A 17,408-nucleotide genomic window follows, 5' to 3' on the forward strand; every position below is an offset into this window, starting at 1 on the left:
CTTTCATCAATGGAACAAAATTTCACATTTATAGAAATAATATTGAAATAAAATTTCTTTAGGTATATAATAATTATATCATAAGAAAACGCTTAAAAGGAGAACTGATATGGAAAACTTGAATTTATCTACACTTAGTACAGAAAAACGAAATCAAAAAAGCTTACAACTAGATGAGTTGACCTCTAAAGAAGCTTTAATACTTATGAATCAAGAAGATAGTAAAGTGTCTGTCGCTGTTGCTAAGGTGATACCAATGATTGATGAGGTTGTGCAGAAAGTAATAGAGGTGTTGTCAACTGGTGGTAGATTAATTTATATGGGAGCGGGTACAAGTGGACGTTTAGGCGTGCTTGACGCAGTAGAATGTCGCCCGACCTTTGGAACATCTGATGATCAAATCATTGGTTTGATTGCAGGTGGCAATGATGCAATGTTTCGTGCTCATGAAAATATTGAAGACCAGCCAAAATCAGGAGCAGATGATTTGAAAGCGATTCATTTAACTGAACATGATATTGTTGTGGGAATTGCTGCAAGTGGTCGGACACCTTATGTGATTGGTGGATTACAATATGCCAGTGAAATTGGTGCACAAACAGTGGGGCTTGTTTGTAATTTAAATTCACCGATTAAGCAAATTGCCCAAATGACAATAGAAGTAGATTGTGGCCCTGAAGTTTTGACTGGTTCAACTCGTCTCAAGGCTGGTACGGCGCAAAAACTAATATTAAATATGATTTCAACGGTTAGCATGATTGGATTGGGAAAAGTTTATCAGAATTTGATGGTCGATGTGCAACCAACAAATGAAAAACTACGAGAGCGTTCTTTACAAATATTAATGGAAGCTACAGATATCAGTCGGAATCAAGCTAAAGAAATTTATGAACGAGCGAATAATAATCTAAAGGTGGCAATATTGATGCAATTGTTGGATGTAACAATTGAAGAAGCACAACGACGTTTGAAACAAGAAAATGGACATGTAAAAAAAGCATTGGATATGAAGTAGAGGTGAATAAAAATGGATAAAAATCAAAAATTAGCGGAAGAAATTTACAAAGCTATCGGTGGAAAAGATAATGTTAATAAAATCATTCACTGTATGACGCGTGTTCGTATAGCTATTAAAGATTATACTCGTGTTAATATGGATGAACTAAAGAAAATTGAGGGAGTCATGGGGGTTGTTGAAGATGAAATGCTACAAGTTGTTGTTGGTCCTGGTACTGTAAATAAAGTTGCTAATAATATGGTTCAAATGGCAGGTGTAGAGTTAGGTGAAGAGTTTCCATCTAATCACCAAGAAAATAAACAACTTGTTAACGAAAAAGCCAAAGAAATAAAACAGCAAGTCAAGGGGAAAAATCAACATAGATATTCTAAAATTTTGAAATCAATAGCGAATATTTTTGTTCCTTTACTGCCTGCTTTTGTAGGATCAGGTATTATTGGTGGGGTTGCCTCTGTATTAAAAAATTTAATTGCTTCTGGTCATCTTAGTGGTGATGTATGGGCAAATGTAGCAACGGTTTGTGGATTTATTCAAAGTGGTGTTTTTGGTTATCTCGTTATTTATGTAGGTATTTATAGTGCAAAGGAATTTGGCGCTTCTCCTAGTCTTGGTGGGGTAATAGGTGGGGTTACCACCTTGGCTGGTATGAATCCTGAAGCACCATTAAAAAACATTTTTACGGGTAATCCACTTTCTGCTGGACAAGGAGGTATTATTGGTGTTATTTTGGCAGTTTATATTTTGTCTTTAATTGAAAAATATTTACACAAAAAGGTACCTGAAGCCTTAGATATTATTATTACGCCAACTTTAACATTACTAGTTACTTCTTTAATCACTATTTTTCTATTGATGCCTTTTGCTGGATTGGTTTCAAGTAGTTTGGTTTCTAGTATTAATTGGGTTTTAGGTGTAGGAGGCGCTTTTTCTGGATTCATTTTAGGGACATTCTTTTTACCAATGGTTATGCTTGGTCTACACCAGATACTAACTCCTATCCATCTAGAAATGATTCAAAATGATGGAATGACGTTACTTTTACCTATTTTAGCAATGGCAGGTGCGGGTCAAGTAGGTACAGCAATTGCATTGTGGATAAAATGTCGTAAAAATAAACAACTTATCAAGATGATCAAAGGAGCATTACCTGTTGGAATTTTAGGTATTGGAGAGCCTTTGATTTATGGGGTAACCTTACCTTTAGGGCGTCCATTTATTACTGCATGTTTAGGTGGTGGAATAGGTGGTGCGGTAATTGGTTTATTCCAACATGTAGGAGCAATCTCTATTGGTCCTAGTGGTGTAGCTTTGATTCCATTAATTAATGGAGGTTATCAATTCAAATATATTTTAGGTTTGCTTGCTGCATATATAGGCGGATTTATTTTAACCTATTTGTTCGGTACTACAAAAGAAATGCAGGAAGGAATATGATCTATGTTAGGTTTTTCTATTTATCTGAATGAAACAAATGATACAATTTCTAAAAAAATTAATCACATGAAATCTCATGGTTTTTCTGTTATTTTTTCTTCGATAAATTTACCTGAATATAATAAAGTACAAGTTGATGATAAAATTAACTTTTTATTATCTATAATTAAGAACATGGGAATGAAACTTATTCTTGATGTCAATAATGTGACAGTGAATGAATATTCAATTATTGAGAAAATTGCATATTTTGATTTAACTAGTCAAGTTTATTTACGATTAGACGATGGATTTTCTTTGGAGAAAATAATAAATATCGCTGAAAAAAATCAAATAGTATTGAATGCTAGCACACTAACAACTGAATTAATATTAGAATTAGAGAAACAAAACTTAGACTTTACTAAAGTTTTAGCATGCCATAACTATTATCCTAGAGAAGATACTGGATTAGATGAAAAATATTTTCAAACAATAAATAAACAATTACGGAATAAAAAAATTAAAACCATTGCATTTTTTGGAAATTCAGATGCTACTTATGCTAGAGGGCCAATATTCTCTGGATTGCCAACATTAGAAATTCATCGTTATTCACATCCTTTAGTTAGTGCAATCAATTTATTAGAAAAGTATAATTGCGATTATGCTATTTTATCTGATTTAGGATTATCGAATGAAATGTTAGATCAATTTGATTATTATTTTTGTGAGAAAACAGTGTTACTTAGAGTTACAGAGGTAAATTTTGAATTTCAAGCTGAACTTTTAAGTACGCATTGCTCCAGAAATGATATCAGTAAAAATGTTATCAGATGTCAGCAAAGTCGTAGGAGAAATAATGGAGTTATCCGTGCAGATGTTTATCCAAAAGCTAGAGTTGTTGGGTCCGTTACTTTAGATAATGAAAATTATTTACGTTATATGGGAGAGCTACAAATTACCAAAATTCCATTGGCTGCTGATAGAAGAGTAAACAAGATTGCACAAGTAATTGATGAAGATTTAGAATTGTTATTATATATAACTTCTGGTAGGATATTCAAATTTAAAATAGTCTAATAAAATTAGAATAGTATATGTTTGATAAAAAAATTACTTTTTAATTGTTATTAAGTAAAATATGTTAATTATATTTACTTAAATTAGAAAAAGAATTATTACAAAATTTATTATTGAACTATTTGGTAGCTAAATTCGACTAAGTATATTGAATAAATATTTCAATAGATGAAGTATTAAAAGGAGAATTCCTTCCACTCTCTCAATTAGCAGATGAAGTCTTTTCAAGTGGCGCTATGGGGAAAGGAATTGCAGTTAAACCAACTGCAGGTGTTGTTTATGCTCCGTTTGACGGAAAAGTAACTGCTCTTTTACCTAGTAAACATGCCATTGATTTAACCAATAATCAAGGTGTAGGGTTATTGATTCACATTGGTAAGGATACAGTTGAGTTAAATGGTAATCATTTTGAAGCTTATGTTTCCTTAAATCAATTGGTGAAAAAAGGCGATAAGTTACTTTCATTTGATATTGATCAATTAGTATCAGAAGGTTATACCGTAACTACACCAATCATAATTACTAACACTGCAGAATATAGCGCTGTTACTTTTGAAGATGGCAATATAAAAATTGAAGTATAGTCTTCTTTAATACTAGTCAATAGTTATCGTGTTTAATAGATAGCTATTGACTAGTTTTTATTTAAAGTTGCAAAGAAGTTCGGCTAGACACGAGCAGATGAGTTTTCCAGTCTGGCAGAAAAGTTTGAAAAGTTGTAAAGACTTTTCTGGTCAGGTTGGTATATACGCCAAAGTGTTAGGCGGGTGAATACGGATGATTTAGATAAAGTGGGGCTTAGTAATTAATTAAAAAGATGTTTTTAATATTGTAAATTTTTTTTTGGAATAACAATAAATATTTATTTATGTATAACGTTTCTCAAAAAAGAAGGTATGTATGTATTCATTTGAATATTTGATTTTTTCGTTGATAAACAATGATGCTATTAAAGGATTAAGAAATAATTATTTAATTTTCTATCCTATCGAAATAAGTGTATAATGATTCTGTGATAGATTAATTGCGAAAGAGGGTCAGCAATGGTTAACAAAAATTTAGAAGATTTTTATTATCAAGCATTCGTAAAATGGATATTTTCATTAACAGATGAGGAAAAGGTGCATATTTTATCATTTTGGTCTGAATATGATGATTTAGAAGATACATTAAATGAATTAAAAAAACAATTGAGCGCCTTTTATCAATATTCTCCCTTTCAATATGAAATGGTTTATGAAAAAAAGGTTAAAGATCCGGTGAAGCATACTTTTGACAAGCTTCAGAGCGTATTTTCTTCTATATCTGGGAAAAAGCCTTTAAAAAATCCAACAATTGAAAAATCGATGCAACGGATATTAGCAAATGCTCAAAATGGGCATTATAAAATGGCGATGCTGCGATTAGTTGATTATCAAGCATTTGACAGTGAAGATCCTGTATTGATGCTTTGGCTGCAATCAATGATGGAAGTTCAACGTATTCCATATGATTTTATTTTAAATGAAAAGTTAGATTTTTATAGTCTTGAAGATTTATGTGAAGATTTAGCAGCTCAAAATCGCTTAACTCAATTAGAAAAGGAAGCAAAGGGTTCAATTGAAAAGCATCCGCGATTTGCTGAGATCTATGAAGAAAATAAAACCAAAAACTTTTTAAAACAGATGAGTGTGGATGTTGTTTGTAGTCTAGACTCTGAATTTTTAGTAGAAATATTATCGGAAACACCAGCAAATGACTATCCTAAGATTGTAGAATTGATTTTTACAAAAATGGAATCAGCATTGTTTATGGCAGCGACCATGTTAACGATTGATGAAGAAATCGTGATGAATTATGTTTTTAATTATATGAATGATTATTTAGAGAAGCTTGCCAAAAATGCAAATTTACTATTAAACTACAAGAAAATCAATAAGGAAATGACAACAAGTGAACGCTGCATTACCTTTGCACGAGCTATTCAGACTGAAGAGCGTTTTCAAGAGTTTATTGATGAATTACAATCAACCATTTCATCAGCTATTTTTGTTGAACTTGAAGAAGCGAATAATCTGGACTTTGATGAGGAATTTGGTGAGGATCAGTTTAGTAAATATCAGCTGATGGTCGATTTAGTGATGGAACAAGTCATGACACAAATTTTAAGTGAAGTAGTTTTAGATTTGCTTGATGATGATACCATTGATGTCGAACTAATTTTTGCAGATTAAAAATACTTTCAATTTAGTAAGATTATTGACTAATAATTTGTCCAGCCCAATTTTGTTGAGCTGGACATTTTTAATTATGAAAAACCGGGTATGTTAAAGTGCTTTGCTGACGTCTTCAATCATAATATCCAGCGCCTGTAAGCCAGAACCAGCTAGATACCAGACTTGTGGATTGAGATTAATTATCTTATTAGTTTGACCAGCTTTGGTTTGTTTGACTAAATCATTGTCATTGACTGCTTGTGAAGTAGTATCTCCACCAATAGCTTTGGTTCGATCCATGACAAATATAATATCAGGATTCGTTTTTAGGACATATTCATAGGAAACGCTTTGGCCGTGTAAGGAAGCTTGGATGTTGTCATCAGCTGAGGTAAAGCCAAAGGTATCAAATACTACACCAAAGCGTGAGCCATTCCCAAAAGCTGATAGCGATCCTTCATTGTATAAAACAAATAGTGCTTTTTCGTTTAATTGGCTTACTTTGTTTTTTAATTTTGTAATTTTTTGATCTAATTGTTCAAGTTTTTTATCGGCTAGTTTTTCTTTATTGAAAATTTTACCAATTGTTTGGATATTTTGTTTGATTGATTAATAGGTTTTTGTGTTATCAATAGATAGATAAATAGTTGGGGCAATCTTACTTAACTGTTCTTTAAAGTCAGCTTGGCGACCAGAAATAATGATTAGATCCGGTTTTAAGGCGTTAATTTTTTCTAAATCAGGTTCTTTGATGCCACCTGCTGATTCAACAGAGCGAAATTTTTTTAAGTAATCAGGTAAGTTTTGTGTAGCGGTACCGACAACCTTGTTACCTACACCTAGCTGATTCATTGTATCTAGAGTATTTGCATCAAAAACAACTACTTTTTTAGGATTCAATGGAATTTTCTGTTTGCCATCAGTATCTGTAATTGTAATTGTTTGTTGGGAAGTTGATTGGCTATCTGCTGTTTGATTCGTTTTGGCTGTATTTTGACAGCCTGAAAAAAAGACTGTAAATAGTAATAAAATAGAAATTAAAAAGTTTTTTTTCATTTTTTTCCTCCGTATATCTAAAATAGAATCAAGTAAAGTATAGACAAAATTTTTTATCTTGAATTTGATGTATCGTAATTGGAAATTCAAAAATTTGTGTTAAAATCTCGGTTTGGATGATTGTTTCAGTAGTACCGTGGGTAAAAATTTTACCATCTTTCATCGCTACAATATAATCAGCAAAATTAGCTGCAAAATTGATGTCATGCAAAACGATGATAATTGTTTTATTGAATTGTTGTACTAAAGTTTTCAAATAATGCATAAAGTGATTTGCATGGGATAAATCCAAGTTATTTAAAGGCTCATCAAGTAGTAGATAGGGTGTATCCTGTGCCAAGACTAAAGCAATCAACGCGCGTTGTAATTGGCCGCCGGAGAGCTGACTAATTGGTTGTTTTCTCATGTCTTTTAATTGCATCGCCTCAATTGCAAGCTCAATATGTGTGTTATCTTGTTGGGTAAATTTATTTCTGCTATAAGGATAGCGACCAAAGGAAATGAGTTCTTCAACAGTAATCTGTAAAGGTAAATGGTTCGTTTGCCTTAAGATAGCTAATTTTTGAGCTAGTTTTTTATGATTCCATTTTTGAATTTCCGTTTGATTGATGAAAATATCCCCACTACTTGCTTTTTGTAGTCGACCAAGTAAAGATAAGAGACTGCTTTTTCCAGCTCCATTTGGGCCAATCAAAGCAATGAGCTGGTTTTGAGGGAATTCCTGTGTTAGCTGATCTAAAATTATTTTTTTAGATAAGGCATAGTGTACGTCTTTTATTTGAATCATCGCCAGTTCCTTTCCATTAATATTTTTGTAATGAAGAAACAACCACCTACAAATTGAATGACAGTGCTAATCGTGGTTTTTAACTGAAATACGTGTTCTACTAATAGTTGTCCTCCTACCAAGGCAAATACACCGACAAAAATTCCAAAAATAAATAACCATTTATGTTGATAACCGCTATAAATTTGATAAGATAGTGTACTAATAATAAATCCTAAAAAAATAGTTGGCCCAACTAAAGCTGTGGCTACCCCAGTTGAAAGCGCTACGGAAAAAAGGAGCATCCGTTGAGTAAATAATGGATTAATTCCTAAACTGGTAGCTTGAACATTCCCTAGGTGTAAAATATCTAGTTCTGGTGCGAAATAAAATTGAACCAGACTAGCTAGAATAATCAGGATGGCATCAATGAATAAATGATTTGTTTGTACATTGGCAAAGCTTGCAAATAACTTTCCTTGTAATAGGTCGTATTCATTAGGATCCATGATTACTTGTAAAAAGGTACTAATACTTGAGAAAAAAGTGCTACTAATTCCCCCAGTCATTAGTAGTAAATATAAATTGTTAGTTGTTTTATTCATAAAAAAACTAAATAAAATGACACAAAACAGACACATAATCAGTAATTGACTAAGGAAAATGAAAAGGCTTTGCTGTTGTAGGGCGAAAGTTCCGCCACCCCATAAATGATAATGGTTTTCATTATCGTTTAGCATTTTAAGCTAAAACAGCTATTTTTTTCAAGATGTTTTTTAATTGTTTTTTAATTAAAAATAGCATCAAAGAATAATTTTTAGATCAAAAAACTACAGTAGCGATGCTTTTGCAAGGTTACTGTAGCTTAGAAATTTATGTGTAAAAATAGGGTATTGTCTAAGGAAAATGTACACTTTTTGCTTTTCGCCAATTTTTGGGAGTGGTTTGGTAAGTTTCTTTAAATAATTGATAAAAGCGTGTCCGATTTTGTAAGCCGATTTTTTGTGTAATATTTTCAATAGTATCGTTAGTGTTTTCTAATAAAAAGCAAGCTTGGCGTAGGCGCACTTCATTTAAAAGCTGACCAAAGTTTTTGTCGGTTAATTGCTTAATTTTACTACTTAAATAGTTAGGGTGATAGCCTAACTCATTGGCTAATTTTTGCAGAGTGACTTGTTGGTAGTCATTTTCAATCATCTGCAGGATATTTAAAAGTAATCGCTGATCAGGAGAGATCATCTTGGGCATTTGAAATGAGACATTGGCGATTAGTTCTGTAATCAAAATTGGGATATATAGTTTAATCATCTGGTCAGCTAATTCCTGAGATAAATAATAAATTTGAATCATCCGGCTTAAAATTTCTTGAACGTGTTGATTTTCTTGACTGTGAAATAATAAAAACTGTCCATTCTCTTTCACTTTATTTTGAGCCAAAAAGAAATCTAACACAAAGCTATTTTTTTTACTTAAGGTGGATAACCAGTCTAAATTGATGTTCTCACTATAAAAGATGATATTGATCAACCAGTCTTCTTGGTTTAATTGCGCAATTTCGTGTTGACTTCCACGATCTAAAAGGAGTAATTCGCCTTCTTTTAAGGTAATCGGTTGCTGATTTACAATCTGTTGGCAGCTGCCCTTTAACATATAATTAAATTCTAAAAATTCATGGGTGTGTAAGGGATACGCTGCAAAACGGTTGTGCTTATTTATATAAATTTGCTGATTTCCTAAAAAATACTCCTGACTAAAAATCATTTCTTGCTTATCATTTAAAATAGAGGCATTCGGATAGTTAAAGATAAATTGTCCGGATGCTTTTTGCTTTGTTTCAATTTCATTTAAGGTTGAAAAGTATTCTTCAATAATTGTTGGTAACATGATTTTTCCCCTGATTTTTTTGTTTATATTCAGTATAACAAGTTCGTTCTTTGAAGACAAACGATATATGAGATTTGGTTACAAAATGAATGAAGAATGGATATTGTTTCTAGTCGTACAATCCTTGATAATATGAGTAGAAAACATAGAAGAAGGGGATAGGATGAAACATTATGTTGCTGTAGATATTGGTGCTTCAAGTGGACGATTGATGTATAGTCAGCTAGTTGAGGGTAAAATTACCTTAAAAGAAGTGCATCGATTCAAAAATGGCTTTACCAATATTGCTGGCCATGATCGTTGGGATATTGAACACCTTTTAGAAGAAATTCTGATTGGTTTAGCGAAATTAAAGCAAAATGGCATTACAGAGTGTATCTTAGGAATTGATACATGGGCGGTGGATTATTGCTTAGTGGATCAACAGGGGAATTTACTTTTTCAACCAATTGCTTATCGCGATGAACGAACGAAAACGGCGATTACCGATTTTTCCAAGCATTATTCTTTAGATCGATTATACACGCGCACAGGTATTCAGCTGCAACCGTTTAATACGCTCTTTCAATTGTGGGTAGAAGATAGAGCACTTTTGCAGCAGGCTGATAAATTGCTGTTAATTCCTGATTATTTAGGTTTTTGTTTAACTGGTAAAATGGTTACCGAAAAAACGAATGCTTCAACAACCCAATTATTAAACGTTCATACGAAAACATGGGATGAGGAATTACTCGAATTATTGCAGTTACCAAAATCGTTATTTGCTCCTTTAGTGGATGCGGGAACGACTTTAGGAGAGCTTAAACAGGAGCGATTTGCTGCTTACGATTTACCTAAGACAATAGTTGTCAATGTAGCCAGTCATGATACCGCTTCTGCTATTATCGGTACACCTGGTCAAAGCAGTAATTGGGCCTATCTAAGTAGTGGCACTTGGTCATTGTTAGGAGTGGAAAGTAGTGTTGAAAATATCAGCCAGGCTGCTTTTTTAGCTAACTATACCAATGAGTGGGGAGCGCATAATACGATTCGCTTTTTAAAAAATATTATGGGGATGTGGCTAATTCAAGAGGTCGCTAGAGAAGATCATTATACTCATAGTTATGCTGAAATCGCGCAAATGGCAAGTGAGGTACCAGCCTTTCAACAGCTAGTCGATGTGAATGCAGCCGCTTTTTTAAATCCTACAAGCATGACTCAGGCTTTCAAAGACTACTGTCAACAGACCAATCAAAAAGTGCCACAAACTTTAGCTGAAGTTGCTCACTGTATTTATGATAATTTAGCTCTTTGTTATGCTTACGAGTTAGAACAATTGATGAAATTAACTCAAACCGAAAATAAAATTGATGCGCTACATATTGTTGGCGGGGGCTCCAATAATGCTTTTTTAAATCAATTAACTGCAGATATTGCACAAATTAAGGTGATAGCTGGCCCGGCTGAGGCAACGGCTTTAGGAAATATTATGATGCAAATGATTAATCAAGGAGAATTTCAGTCTATTCAAGAAGCACGTAAAGCTTTAGCACATTCTTTTGATTATGCAAGCTATTTACCGCAAGCCTTAAATCAAGATATTTTAGCTAACTATCATCAATTTATGACTACAAATAGGAACTAACTATCAATCGTTTAGAAAGAGGATGAAGAAAATGACTACTATTGCGGAAAAATATGCACAAGCCAAAGAAAAATACGCACAAATCGGTGTAGATACTGATGAGGCTTTAAAAAAACTACAAGATGTGAAAATATCTATGCATTGCTGGCAAGGAGATGATGTCAAAGGTTTTCTGTTTCCAGATGGCGATTTAACCGGCGGAATTATGTCAACTGGTAACTATCCCGGAGCAGCCCATACGCCAGAACAATTACGTCAAGATTTAGAAAAAGCCTTTTCGCTAATTCCTGGAAAGCATAAATTGAATTTACATGCGATTTATCTGGATACTGATGAAAAGGTGGATTTAAACGAAATTGAACCTCGACACTTTGAAAAATGGGTAGATTGGGCTAAAGAACAAGGCATTGGTTTAGATTTTAATCCGACCTTCTTTTCACATCCGATGCTTAAAGATGGCTATACCTTGGCTCATCCTGATAAAGAAGTGCGTGATTTTTGGATTGAACATGGGAAACGTAGTCGTAAAATTGCTGCTTATTTTGGTAAAGAGCTAGGGCAGATCAGCATCAATAATTTCTGGGTACCAGATGGGATGAAGGATAATCCAATTGACCGTTATACGCCTAGAAAGCGTTTGATGGCATCTTTAGATGAAATTTTTGCTGAAGAATTACCTGAAAAATATACTCAAGAAGCAGTGGAAAGTAAATTATTTGGTGTTGGTGCAGAGAGCTATACAGTTGGTTCACATGAATTTTATATGGGCTATGGCTTAACTCGGAATAAATTGATTTGCTTAGATGCCGGTCATTTCCATCCAACTGAAGTGATTTCTAATAAGCTTTCTTCATTAGCGCTATTTAGTAAAGGGATTATGCTACATGTCAGTCGTCCGGTTCGCTGGGATAGTGATCATGTAGTGATTATGGATGATGAACTACAAGAAATTGCCAAAGAGCTTGTTCGTAATGACTTGTTGGCTAAAACCAATATCGGACTAGATTTCTTTGATGCAACGATTAATCGGTTAGCCGCTTGGGTGATTGGTACTCGCAATACGCAAAAAGCTTTGCTCAAAGCAATGTTAGAGCCAACCGAAAAATTAAAACAAATGGAATTATCTTTTGATTTTACTGCGCGTTTAGCCTATACCGAAGAATTAAAAGATTTTCCATTTGCGGATGTTTGGAATTATTTCTGCGAATTAAACGGTGTACCAGTCGGTCTAGCTTGGTATGACGAAGTAAAAAAATACGAACAAGAAGTACTGTTAAATCGTTAATAAAGGAGTAAATAACTGATGAAAGATGTCATTAATGCTAAATTTGTCCAAGAAATGATAGAAGTAACTAGTAATATGTATCGCCTAGGTTGGGATGAAAGAAATGGTGGAAATGTTTCTTATCTCTTAGATGAGAATCAAGTGGCTGAAGTTTTAGATGTTCGCCAAGTTATTCGTACCATGAAGCTAGATTTTGATGCCAGCAAACTAGCTGGTCGTTACTTTATCGCTACAGGTTCTGGTAAATATTTTAAAAATGTGGCTAGCCATCCTAGTGAATGCTTAGGGATTTTTCGTATCGCCAAAGATGGTCACGCACTTGAATTATTATGGGGCTTTGAAAATAATAGCAAACCAACGTCAGAATTGCCTTCTCATTTGATGAGCCATATCGCTCGTTTAAGTGTGGATCCTGAAAATCGTATTGTTATGCACTGTCACGCCACGCATCTATTAGCGATGACCTTTACCCATTCATTAGCAGAACGTGATTTTACACGTACCTTATGGCAAATGTGTACGGAATGCTTAGTGGTCTTTCCTGAAGGAGTGAGCACCATTCCATGGTTGGTTCCTGGTACAAGTGAAATTGGCGAAGCAACGGCAGCTAAAATGAAAGCAACGCGTTTAGTTGTCTGGCCATTCCACGGCATTTACGGTAGTGGTAAGGATATGGATGAAACCTTTGGCCTAATTGAAACTGCCGAAAAGGCTGCTCAAATTTATACATTAACTCAAGCACAAGGCGGCGTGAAGCAAACCATTTCTGATACTGATTTACACAACTTAGCTGCTGCTTTTCATGTAACCCCACGTGCTGGTTATTTAGATTAAGAAAACTACCCCAATCGATTCTTCGAGAGGGGGGATTTTCTTAAAAACATTAGTGAAAAAGCACACTATAAAAAGTTTGGATTCAACGATTTTGGGTGCTATTTTATCTGTTTTTGCTCAATATCGAACAAATATATATTAAGGAGACATTGTTATGACAAACCGAATGATTTTAAACGAAACATCCTATTTTGGTAAAGGAGCAATTCAACACATCCCTGAAGAAGTAACCAAACGCCAATTAAAAAAAGCCTTGATTGTTACTGATAAAGGATTGGTCAAAGCAGGGCTTTTAGCAAAAATTACTGATTTATTAGAGGCGAATCAATTAGCTTATGAAGTCTATGATGAAATTGTGCCAAACCCAACTGTTGCAGTGGTCAAAAAAGGTATTGAGGTTTATCAAGCTAGTCAAGCTGATTATCTATTAGCTTTAGGTGGAGGTTCTTCAATGGACACGGCTAAAGCAATTGGCATTATTATTAACAATCCTGAATTTAGTGATGTTGTTAGCCTTGAAGGCGTTGCACCAACGAAACATCCAAGTGTGCCAATTTTAGCGATTCCAACTACTTCTGGTACAGCCGCTGAAGTAACGATTAACTATGTGATTACCGATGAAGAAAAGAAACGTAAATTTGTCTGCGTGGATGTTCATGATATTCCGGCGGTAGCTTTTGTAGATAGTGAAATGATGCTAGGAATGCCTAAAGCTTTAGCTGCAGCAACCGGAATGGACGCTTTAACTCATGCGATTGAAGGTTATATTACTAAAGGTGCTTGGGAAATGACCGATATGTTGCATCTTAAAGCAATTGAAATTATTGCTCACTCCTTACGTGCATCAGTTGAAGGTGATTTGAAGGGGCGTGAAGAAATGGCTTTAGGACAATATATTGCTGGAATGGGCTTTTCTAATGTTGGGTTAGGTCTTGTCCATGGTATGGCACATCCTCTTGGCGCTTGGTATGATACCCCACATGGTGTGGCTAACGCGATTTTATTACCAACTGTGATGGACTACAATAAAGAATTCACTGGCGAAAAATATCGTGATATTGCTAAAGCGATGGGAGTTAAGGGTGTGGATGACATGACCTTAGATGAAGCTAGAACAGCTGCCGTAGATGCCGTTCGTCAATTAGGTAAAGATGTTGGTATTCCAAGTACTTTAACCGAGGTTGGTTTTAAAGAAGAGGATATCGAATTAGTCGCTAAAGATGCCTTAAATGATGTCTGCACAGGTGGTAATCCTCGTGATACCAACGTAGAGGAAATCATTGCATTATACAGATCATTACTATAATTTTTACTATTAAATTTCTCGGTAGGGGTGCAAACTTACCGAGATTTTTTAGCGATGTAAAGCGAGTTGTTCAACTACAAAAAATTTGAGTAATACTTGCCGTATGAAAAAATGAAAGATTCGTGATGGCTGTAAAATGATGCAAGGAATGTGATATCTTTTCCTAATAGTTGCTCATATCGATTCTCGTGTTATAATGTCAAGAGATTCATTTTTTATCAATTGTGTGTAAATATATTATAATAGTAGAAAAAGAAAGGAATAGATAGATATGGCAACGATTCAGTGGTTTCCTGGGCATATGGCCAAAGCCAAGCGCGAAGTGAGCGAGAAACTAAAATTTGTTGATATTGTGTTTGAGCTAGTGGATGCGCGCCTGCCTTTATCTTCAAGAAATCCCTTATTAAACCAAATCTTACAGCAAAAGCCCAGAATCATTTTATTGAACAAGGCTGATTTAGCTGATCCAAAACAGACAACTCAATGGATTGAGTATTTTAAAAATCAAGGAATTACAGCCTTAGCAATTAATGCTCAGGAAAGTCAGGGGATTAAACAGATTGTTCCTTTGGCTAAAGAAGCGTTAAAAGAAAAAATGGCTAGGGATAAAGCTAGAGGCTTAAAACCACAAGCTATTCGAGCGATGATTTTAGGAATTCCAAATGTTGGTAAATCAACATTATTGAATCGTTTAATCGGTAAAAAGATCGCTCAGACAGGAAATAAGCCAGGAGTAACAAAAGGGCAACAATGGTTAAAATTAGGCAACGAACTAGAATTATTAGATACACCGGGAATTTTGTGGCCAAAGTTTGATGATGAAGCCATCGGTATGAAATTAGCGCTAACGGGTGCAATCAAAGATCAATTATTACATTTAGATGATTTAACCATTTATGGATTAGACTTTTTTGCACGCTATTATCCAGGACATATTAAAACCCGTTATGCTTTTGCTGATGAAAGTCTACTAGGTGGCGAATTAATTATGCAATTGTCACAAGGACTAGGTTTTAGAGATGATTATGATCGTGCCTGTGAACGAATTATTCATGATATTCGCCAGGGAAAATTAGGTCGTTTTACTTTAGATCGAATCGAGGAAGTTGACTATGAGTGAAAAGCAAACAATTGCAGCGATTAAAGCTAAGCTGATGACCATTCATGAGCGCAATCATCCTGATTTATTGTTGTTTGCTAAAGATGAACGTGCAGGTGTCAAGCAGGCGGTAAAGCAATGGATGAAACGGATGGAAAAAGAAGAACAATTGCTGCTTAAAGCGCAAGAAATGAAGGAATATGAACGTTTAGCTTATACGCAAGGCTATAAGGCGATTGCAGGGATAGATGAAGTAGGGCGTGGTCCTTTAGCTGGGCCAGTTGTCGCGGCAGCGGTCATTTTACCAAAAGATGAAGTGATTTTAGGCTTAAATGATTCTAAACAGTTATCAGAGAAAAAACGGGAGCAATTATATGATGAAATTCAAGAAAAAGCCCTAGCTATTGGGATAGGTGTAGTGGATAATCAACAAATAGATCAAATAAACATTTATCAAGCAAGTAAAGAAGCGATGAAAAAAGCTCTCGCACAGCTATCAGTAGAACCAGATTATCTTTTAATTGATGCAATGAGTTTAGAAGTCCCGATTGCCCAAGAAGGGATTATTAAAGGGGATGCAAAATCGGCTTCAATTGCGGCAGCTAGTATTGTTGCTAAAGTTTATCGTGATCGTTTAATGCAAGCATATGATCAAAAATATCCTGGCTATGGCTTTGCAAAAAATGCTGGTTACGGTACTAAGGAACATTTAGCTGGTTTACAGACATTAGGCATCACACCGATTCATCGGTTAACCTTTGCTCCAATAAAAGAGATGATTTAAAAAAATATTCTCTCCTTTTGTAGTATTTATATATAAAAGGAGGGATTTTTTGTGTTTAGTGAATTAACCCCACAGGAGCAATTATGTTTAAAATTAAGTTATCTACCTTTAAGTATCCAAAAAAAATGGTGCTGTATCGATTATTTTCGAGATAAACCGGATGAAAATGCTATAAGTTATCCAGCTGAAAGGATAGCAACAATTTTACAAATTCAACGAAATCTGGAGAAATTCAGGCAATATTGGGAGTATTTAACCGTTGAACGGTTGACTGATTTATTAAAAGATCAACAATATATTACCTATTTTTCAAGTGATTATCCTTTTTTATTAAAGCAAAGCTATCAGCCACCGATAGTTTTATACTATATTGGCAATCTTGCCCTTATTCATCAGCCCCAGATTGCTTTTGTTGGTTCAAGGCAGGCGTGTAATTATTCATTACAAATACTAGAAACTTTGATTCCTCCACTTGTAGCGAAGGATTTTTGTATCACTAGTGGGTTGGCTAAAGGAGTGGATGTGCATAGTCATTTGACCGCGATGAATCATCAAGGGCATACAATCGGAGTAATTGGCTGTGGTTTAGATATTTGCTATCCCAAAGAAGTGCTTTCAACTTATGAACGAATGAAAGGTCAACAATTAATTATTAGCGAATACCCAAAAGGGACTCTGGTAAAACGTTATCATTTTCCGTTGCGTAATCGGATTATTGCCAGTCTATCCCAAGGTGTGTGTGTCATTGAGGCTAAAGAAAAGAGCGGCTCATTGATTACCGCTCAAATTGCTTTAGATGAAGGAAGGCAAGTCTTTATTGTTCCTGGCGATGTATTAAGTGGCCGATTCAATGGTGGCTTAAAATTAATACAAGAAGGTGCTAAGTGTGTCATGAATGCGTGGGATATTTTAGAAGAGTTTAGTTATTAAAAAAACACGACCTCTAGGTGAGCGGCACTTGTTTTAGGTTAAATATTTTTTAGAAAAACAGTTTAAATGACTATTAAAAGAAATTAAGGAAATACGTGATTTTTCTTTTTTCAAACATAAGATTCTTGACA

General features: G+C 34.5%; 15 protein-coding genes and 1 pseudogene. 12 read left to right on the forward strand and 4 right to left on the reverse strand.

What is annotated here, in order from left to right; genetic code table 11:
- The first annotated feature begins 109 nt into the window (after positions 1 to 109).
- The 5 genes from murQ (at position 110) to RK02_RS01455 (ending at position 5,727) form a co-directional block, all read left to right on the forward strand.
- The gene (gene murQ, locus RK02_RS01435; RefSeq protein ID WP_016182454.1) at positions 110 to 1,015 is read left to right on the forward strand and encodes an N-acetylmuramic acid 6-phosphate etherase; all 906 of its coding nucleotides are present in this window, start codon (positions 110 to 112) and stop codon (positions 1,013 to 1,015) included.
- Between the two features lie 12 nt (positions 1,016 to 1,027).
- The gene (locus tag RK02_RS01440; protein ID WP_016182455.1) at positions 1,028 to 2,452 is read left to right on the forward strand and encodes a PTS transporter subunit EIIC; all 1,425 of its coding nucleotides are present in this window, start codon (positions 1,028 to 1,030) and stop codon (positions 2,450 to 2,452) included.
- Positions 2,453 to 2,455: 3 nt separating this feature from the next.
- Entirely contained in the window at positions 2,456 to 3,514 is a 1,059-nt protein-coding gene (locus tag RK02_RS01445; RefSeq protein WP_016182456.1) for a MupG family TIM beta-alpha barrel fold protein, read from the forward strand.
- A 164-nt stretch (positions 3,515 to 3,678) separates the two neighbouring features.
- Positions 3,679 to 4,098, forward strand: coding sequence for a PTS sugar transporter subunit IIA (locus RK02_RS01450; protein ID WP_081617806.1), 420 nt, complete (start codon positions 3,679 to 3,681; stop codon positions 4,096 to 4,098).
- 459 nt (positions 4,099 to 4,557) lie between these two features.
- Positions 4,558 to 5,727, forward strand: a complete 1,170-nt coding sequence (locus RK02_RS01455) for a hypothetical protein (protein WP_016182458.1) — start codon at positions 4,558 to 4,560, stop codon at positions 5,725 to 5,727.
- A 93-nt stretch (positions 5,728 to 5,820) separates the two neighbouring features.
- Here the strand turns inward: RK02_RS01455 and RK02_RS12420 are convergent.
- From RK02_RS12420 to RK02_RS01480, 4 genes and pseudogenes are all read right to left on the reverse strand, one after another.
- A pseudogene (locus RK02_RS12420) lies at positions 5,821 to 6,765 on the reverse strand (siderophore ABC transporter substrate-binding protein).
- A gap of 28 nt (positions 6,766 to 6,793) precedes the next feature.
- On the reverse strand, positions 6,794 to 7,552 hold the full coding sequence (locus RK02_RS01470; protein ID WP_016182461.1) for an ATP-binding cassette domain-containing protein: 759 nt from the start codon (positions 7,550 to 7,552) through the stop codon (positions 6,794 to 6,796).
- Entirely contained in the window at positions 7,549 to 8,271 is a 723-nt protein-coding gene (locus RK02_RS01475) for an iron chelate uptake ABC transporter family permease subunit (RefSeq protein WP_016182462.1), read from the reverse strand. The genes RK02_RS01470 and RK02_RS01475 overlap by 4 nt, the downstream gene beginning before the upstream one ends.
- Before the next feature lie 157 nt (positions 8,272 to 8,428).
- Positions 8,429 to 9,415, reverse strand: coding sequence for an AraC family transcriptional regulator (locus RK02_RS01480; RefSeq protein WP_016182463.1), 987 nt, complete (start codon positions 9,413 to 9,415; stop codon positions 8,429 to 8,431).
- A gap of 163 nt (positions 9,416 to 9,578) precedes the next feature.
- Between RK02_RS01480 and rhaB the strand changes: the two genes are divergently transcribed.
- The 7 genes from rhaB to dprA all read left to right on the forward strand — a co-directional run bounded on the left by rhaB (position 9,579) and on the right by dprA (position 17,277).
- Complete coding sequence (gene rhaB / locus RK02_RS01485) at positions 9,579 to 11,039, forward strand: rhamnulokinase (RefSeq protein ID WP_016182464.1); 1,461 nt, start codon at positions 9,579 to 9,581, stop codon at positions 11,037 to 11,039.
- Positions 11,040 to 11,070: 31 nt separating this feature from the next.
- Positions 11,071 to 12,324 (forward strand): L-rhamnose isomerase, encoded by a 1,254-nt coding sequence (gene rhaA, locus RK02_RS01490; RefSeq protein ID WP_016182465.1) that lies wholly within the window; start codon positions 11,071 to 11,073, stop codon positions 12,322 to 12,324.
- 18 nt (positions 12,325 to 12,342) lie between these two features.
- Positions 12,343 to 13,158, forward strand: coding sequence for a rhamnulose-1-phosphate aldolase (gene rhaD / locus RK02_RS01495; RefSeq protein ID WP_016182466.1), 816 nt, complete (start codon positions 12,343 to 12,345; stop codon positions 13,156 to 13,158).
- Between the two features lie 154 nt (positions 13,159 to 13,312).
- The gene (gene fucO, locus RK02_RS01500) at positions 13,313 to 14,464 is read left to right on the forward strand and encodes a lactaldehyde reductase (RefSeq protein WP_016182467.1); all 1,152 of its coding nucleotides are present in this window, start codon (positions 13,313 to 13,315) and stop codon (positions 14,462 to 14,464) included.
- A 271-nt stretch (positions 14,465 to 14,735) separates the two neighbouring features.
- Complete coding sequence (ylqF, locus tag RK02_RS01505) at positions 14,736 to 15,584, forward strand: ribosome biogenesis GTPase YlqF (protein WP_016182468.1); 849 nt, start codon at positions 14,736 to 14,738, stop codon at positions 15,582 to 15,584.
- Positions 15,577 to 16,347, forward strand: a complete 771-nt coding sequence (locus RK02_RS01510; protein WP_016182469.1) for a ribonuclease HII — start codon at positions 15,577 to 15,579, stop codon at positions 16,345 to 16,347. Before ylqF ends, RK02_RS01510 begins: the two co-directional genes overlap by 8 nt.
- 51 nt (positions 16,348 to 16,398) lie before the next feature.
- Positions 16,399 to 17,277, forward strand: a complete 879-nt coding sequence (dprA, locus tag RK02_RS01515) for a DNA-processing protein DprA (RefSeq protein WP_016182470.1) — start codon at positions 16,399 to 16,401, stop codon at positions 17,275 to 17,277.
- Positions 17,278 to 17,408: the final 131 nt, after the last annotated feature.

This window comes from Enterococcus columbae DSM 7374 = ATCC 51263 (assembly GCF_000406925.1).
Classification (GTDB): Bacteria; Bacillota; Bacilli; order Lactobacillales; family Enterococcaceae; genus Enterococcus_E; species Enterococcus_E columbae.

What these genes read in the sequence shown, in the direction of transcription:
- murQ (WP_016182454.1), top strand. Translation starts at nt 110, where the DNA reads ATGGAAAACTTGAATTTATCTACACTTAGTACAGAAAAACGAAATCAA.
- RK02_RS01440 (WP_016182455.1), top strand. Translation starts at nt 1,028, where the DNA reads ATGGATAAAAATCAAAAATTAGCGGAAGAAATTTACAAAGCTATCGGT.
- RK02_RS01445 (WP_016182456.1), top strand. Translation starts at nt 2,456, where the DNA reads ATGTTAGGTTTTTCTATTTATCTGAATGAAACAAATGATACAATTTCT.
- RK02_RS01455 (WP_016182458.1), top strand. Translation starts at nt 4,558, where the DNA reads ATGGTTAACAAAAATTTAGAAGATTTTTATTATCAAGCATTCGTAAAA.
- RK02_RS01470 (WP_016182461.1), bottom strand. Translation starts at nt 7,552, where the DNA reads ATGATTCAAATAAAAGACGTACACTATGCCTTATCTAAAAAAATAATT.
- RK02_RS01475 (WP_016182462.1), bottom strand. Translation starts at nt 8,271, where the DNA reads ATGCTAAACGATAATGAAAACCATTATCATTTATGGGGTGGCGGAACT.
- RK02_RS01480 (WP_016182463.1), bottom strand. Translation starts at nt 9,415, where the DNA reads ATGTTACCAACAATTATTGAAGAATACTTTTCAACCTTAAATGAAATT.
- rhaB (WP_016182464.1), top strand. Translation starts at nt 9,579, where the DNA reads ATGAAACATTATGTTGCTGTAGATATTGGTGCTTCAAGTGGACGATTG.
- rhaA (WP_016182465.1), top strand. Translation starts at nt 11,071, where the DNA reads ATGACTACTATTGCGGAAAAATATGCACAAGCCAAAGAAAAATACGCA.
- rhaD (WP_016182466.1), top strand. Translation starts at nt 12,343, where the DNA reads ATGAAAGATGTCATTAATGCTAAATTTGTCCAAGAAATGATAGAAGTA.
- fucO (WP_016182467.1), top strand. Translation starts at nt 13,313, where the DNA reads ATGACAAACCGAATGATTTTAAACGAAACATCCTATTTTGGTAAAGGA.
- ylqF (WP_016182468.1), top strand. Translation starts at nt 14,736, where the DNA reads ATGGCAACGATTCAGTGGTTTCCTGGGCATATGGCCAAAGCCAAGCGC.
- RK02_RS01510 (WP_016182469.1), top strand. Translation starts at nt 15,577, where the DNA reads ATGAGTGAAAAGCAAACAATTGCAGCGATTAAAGCTAAGCTGATGACC.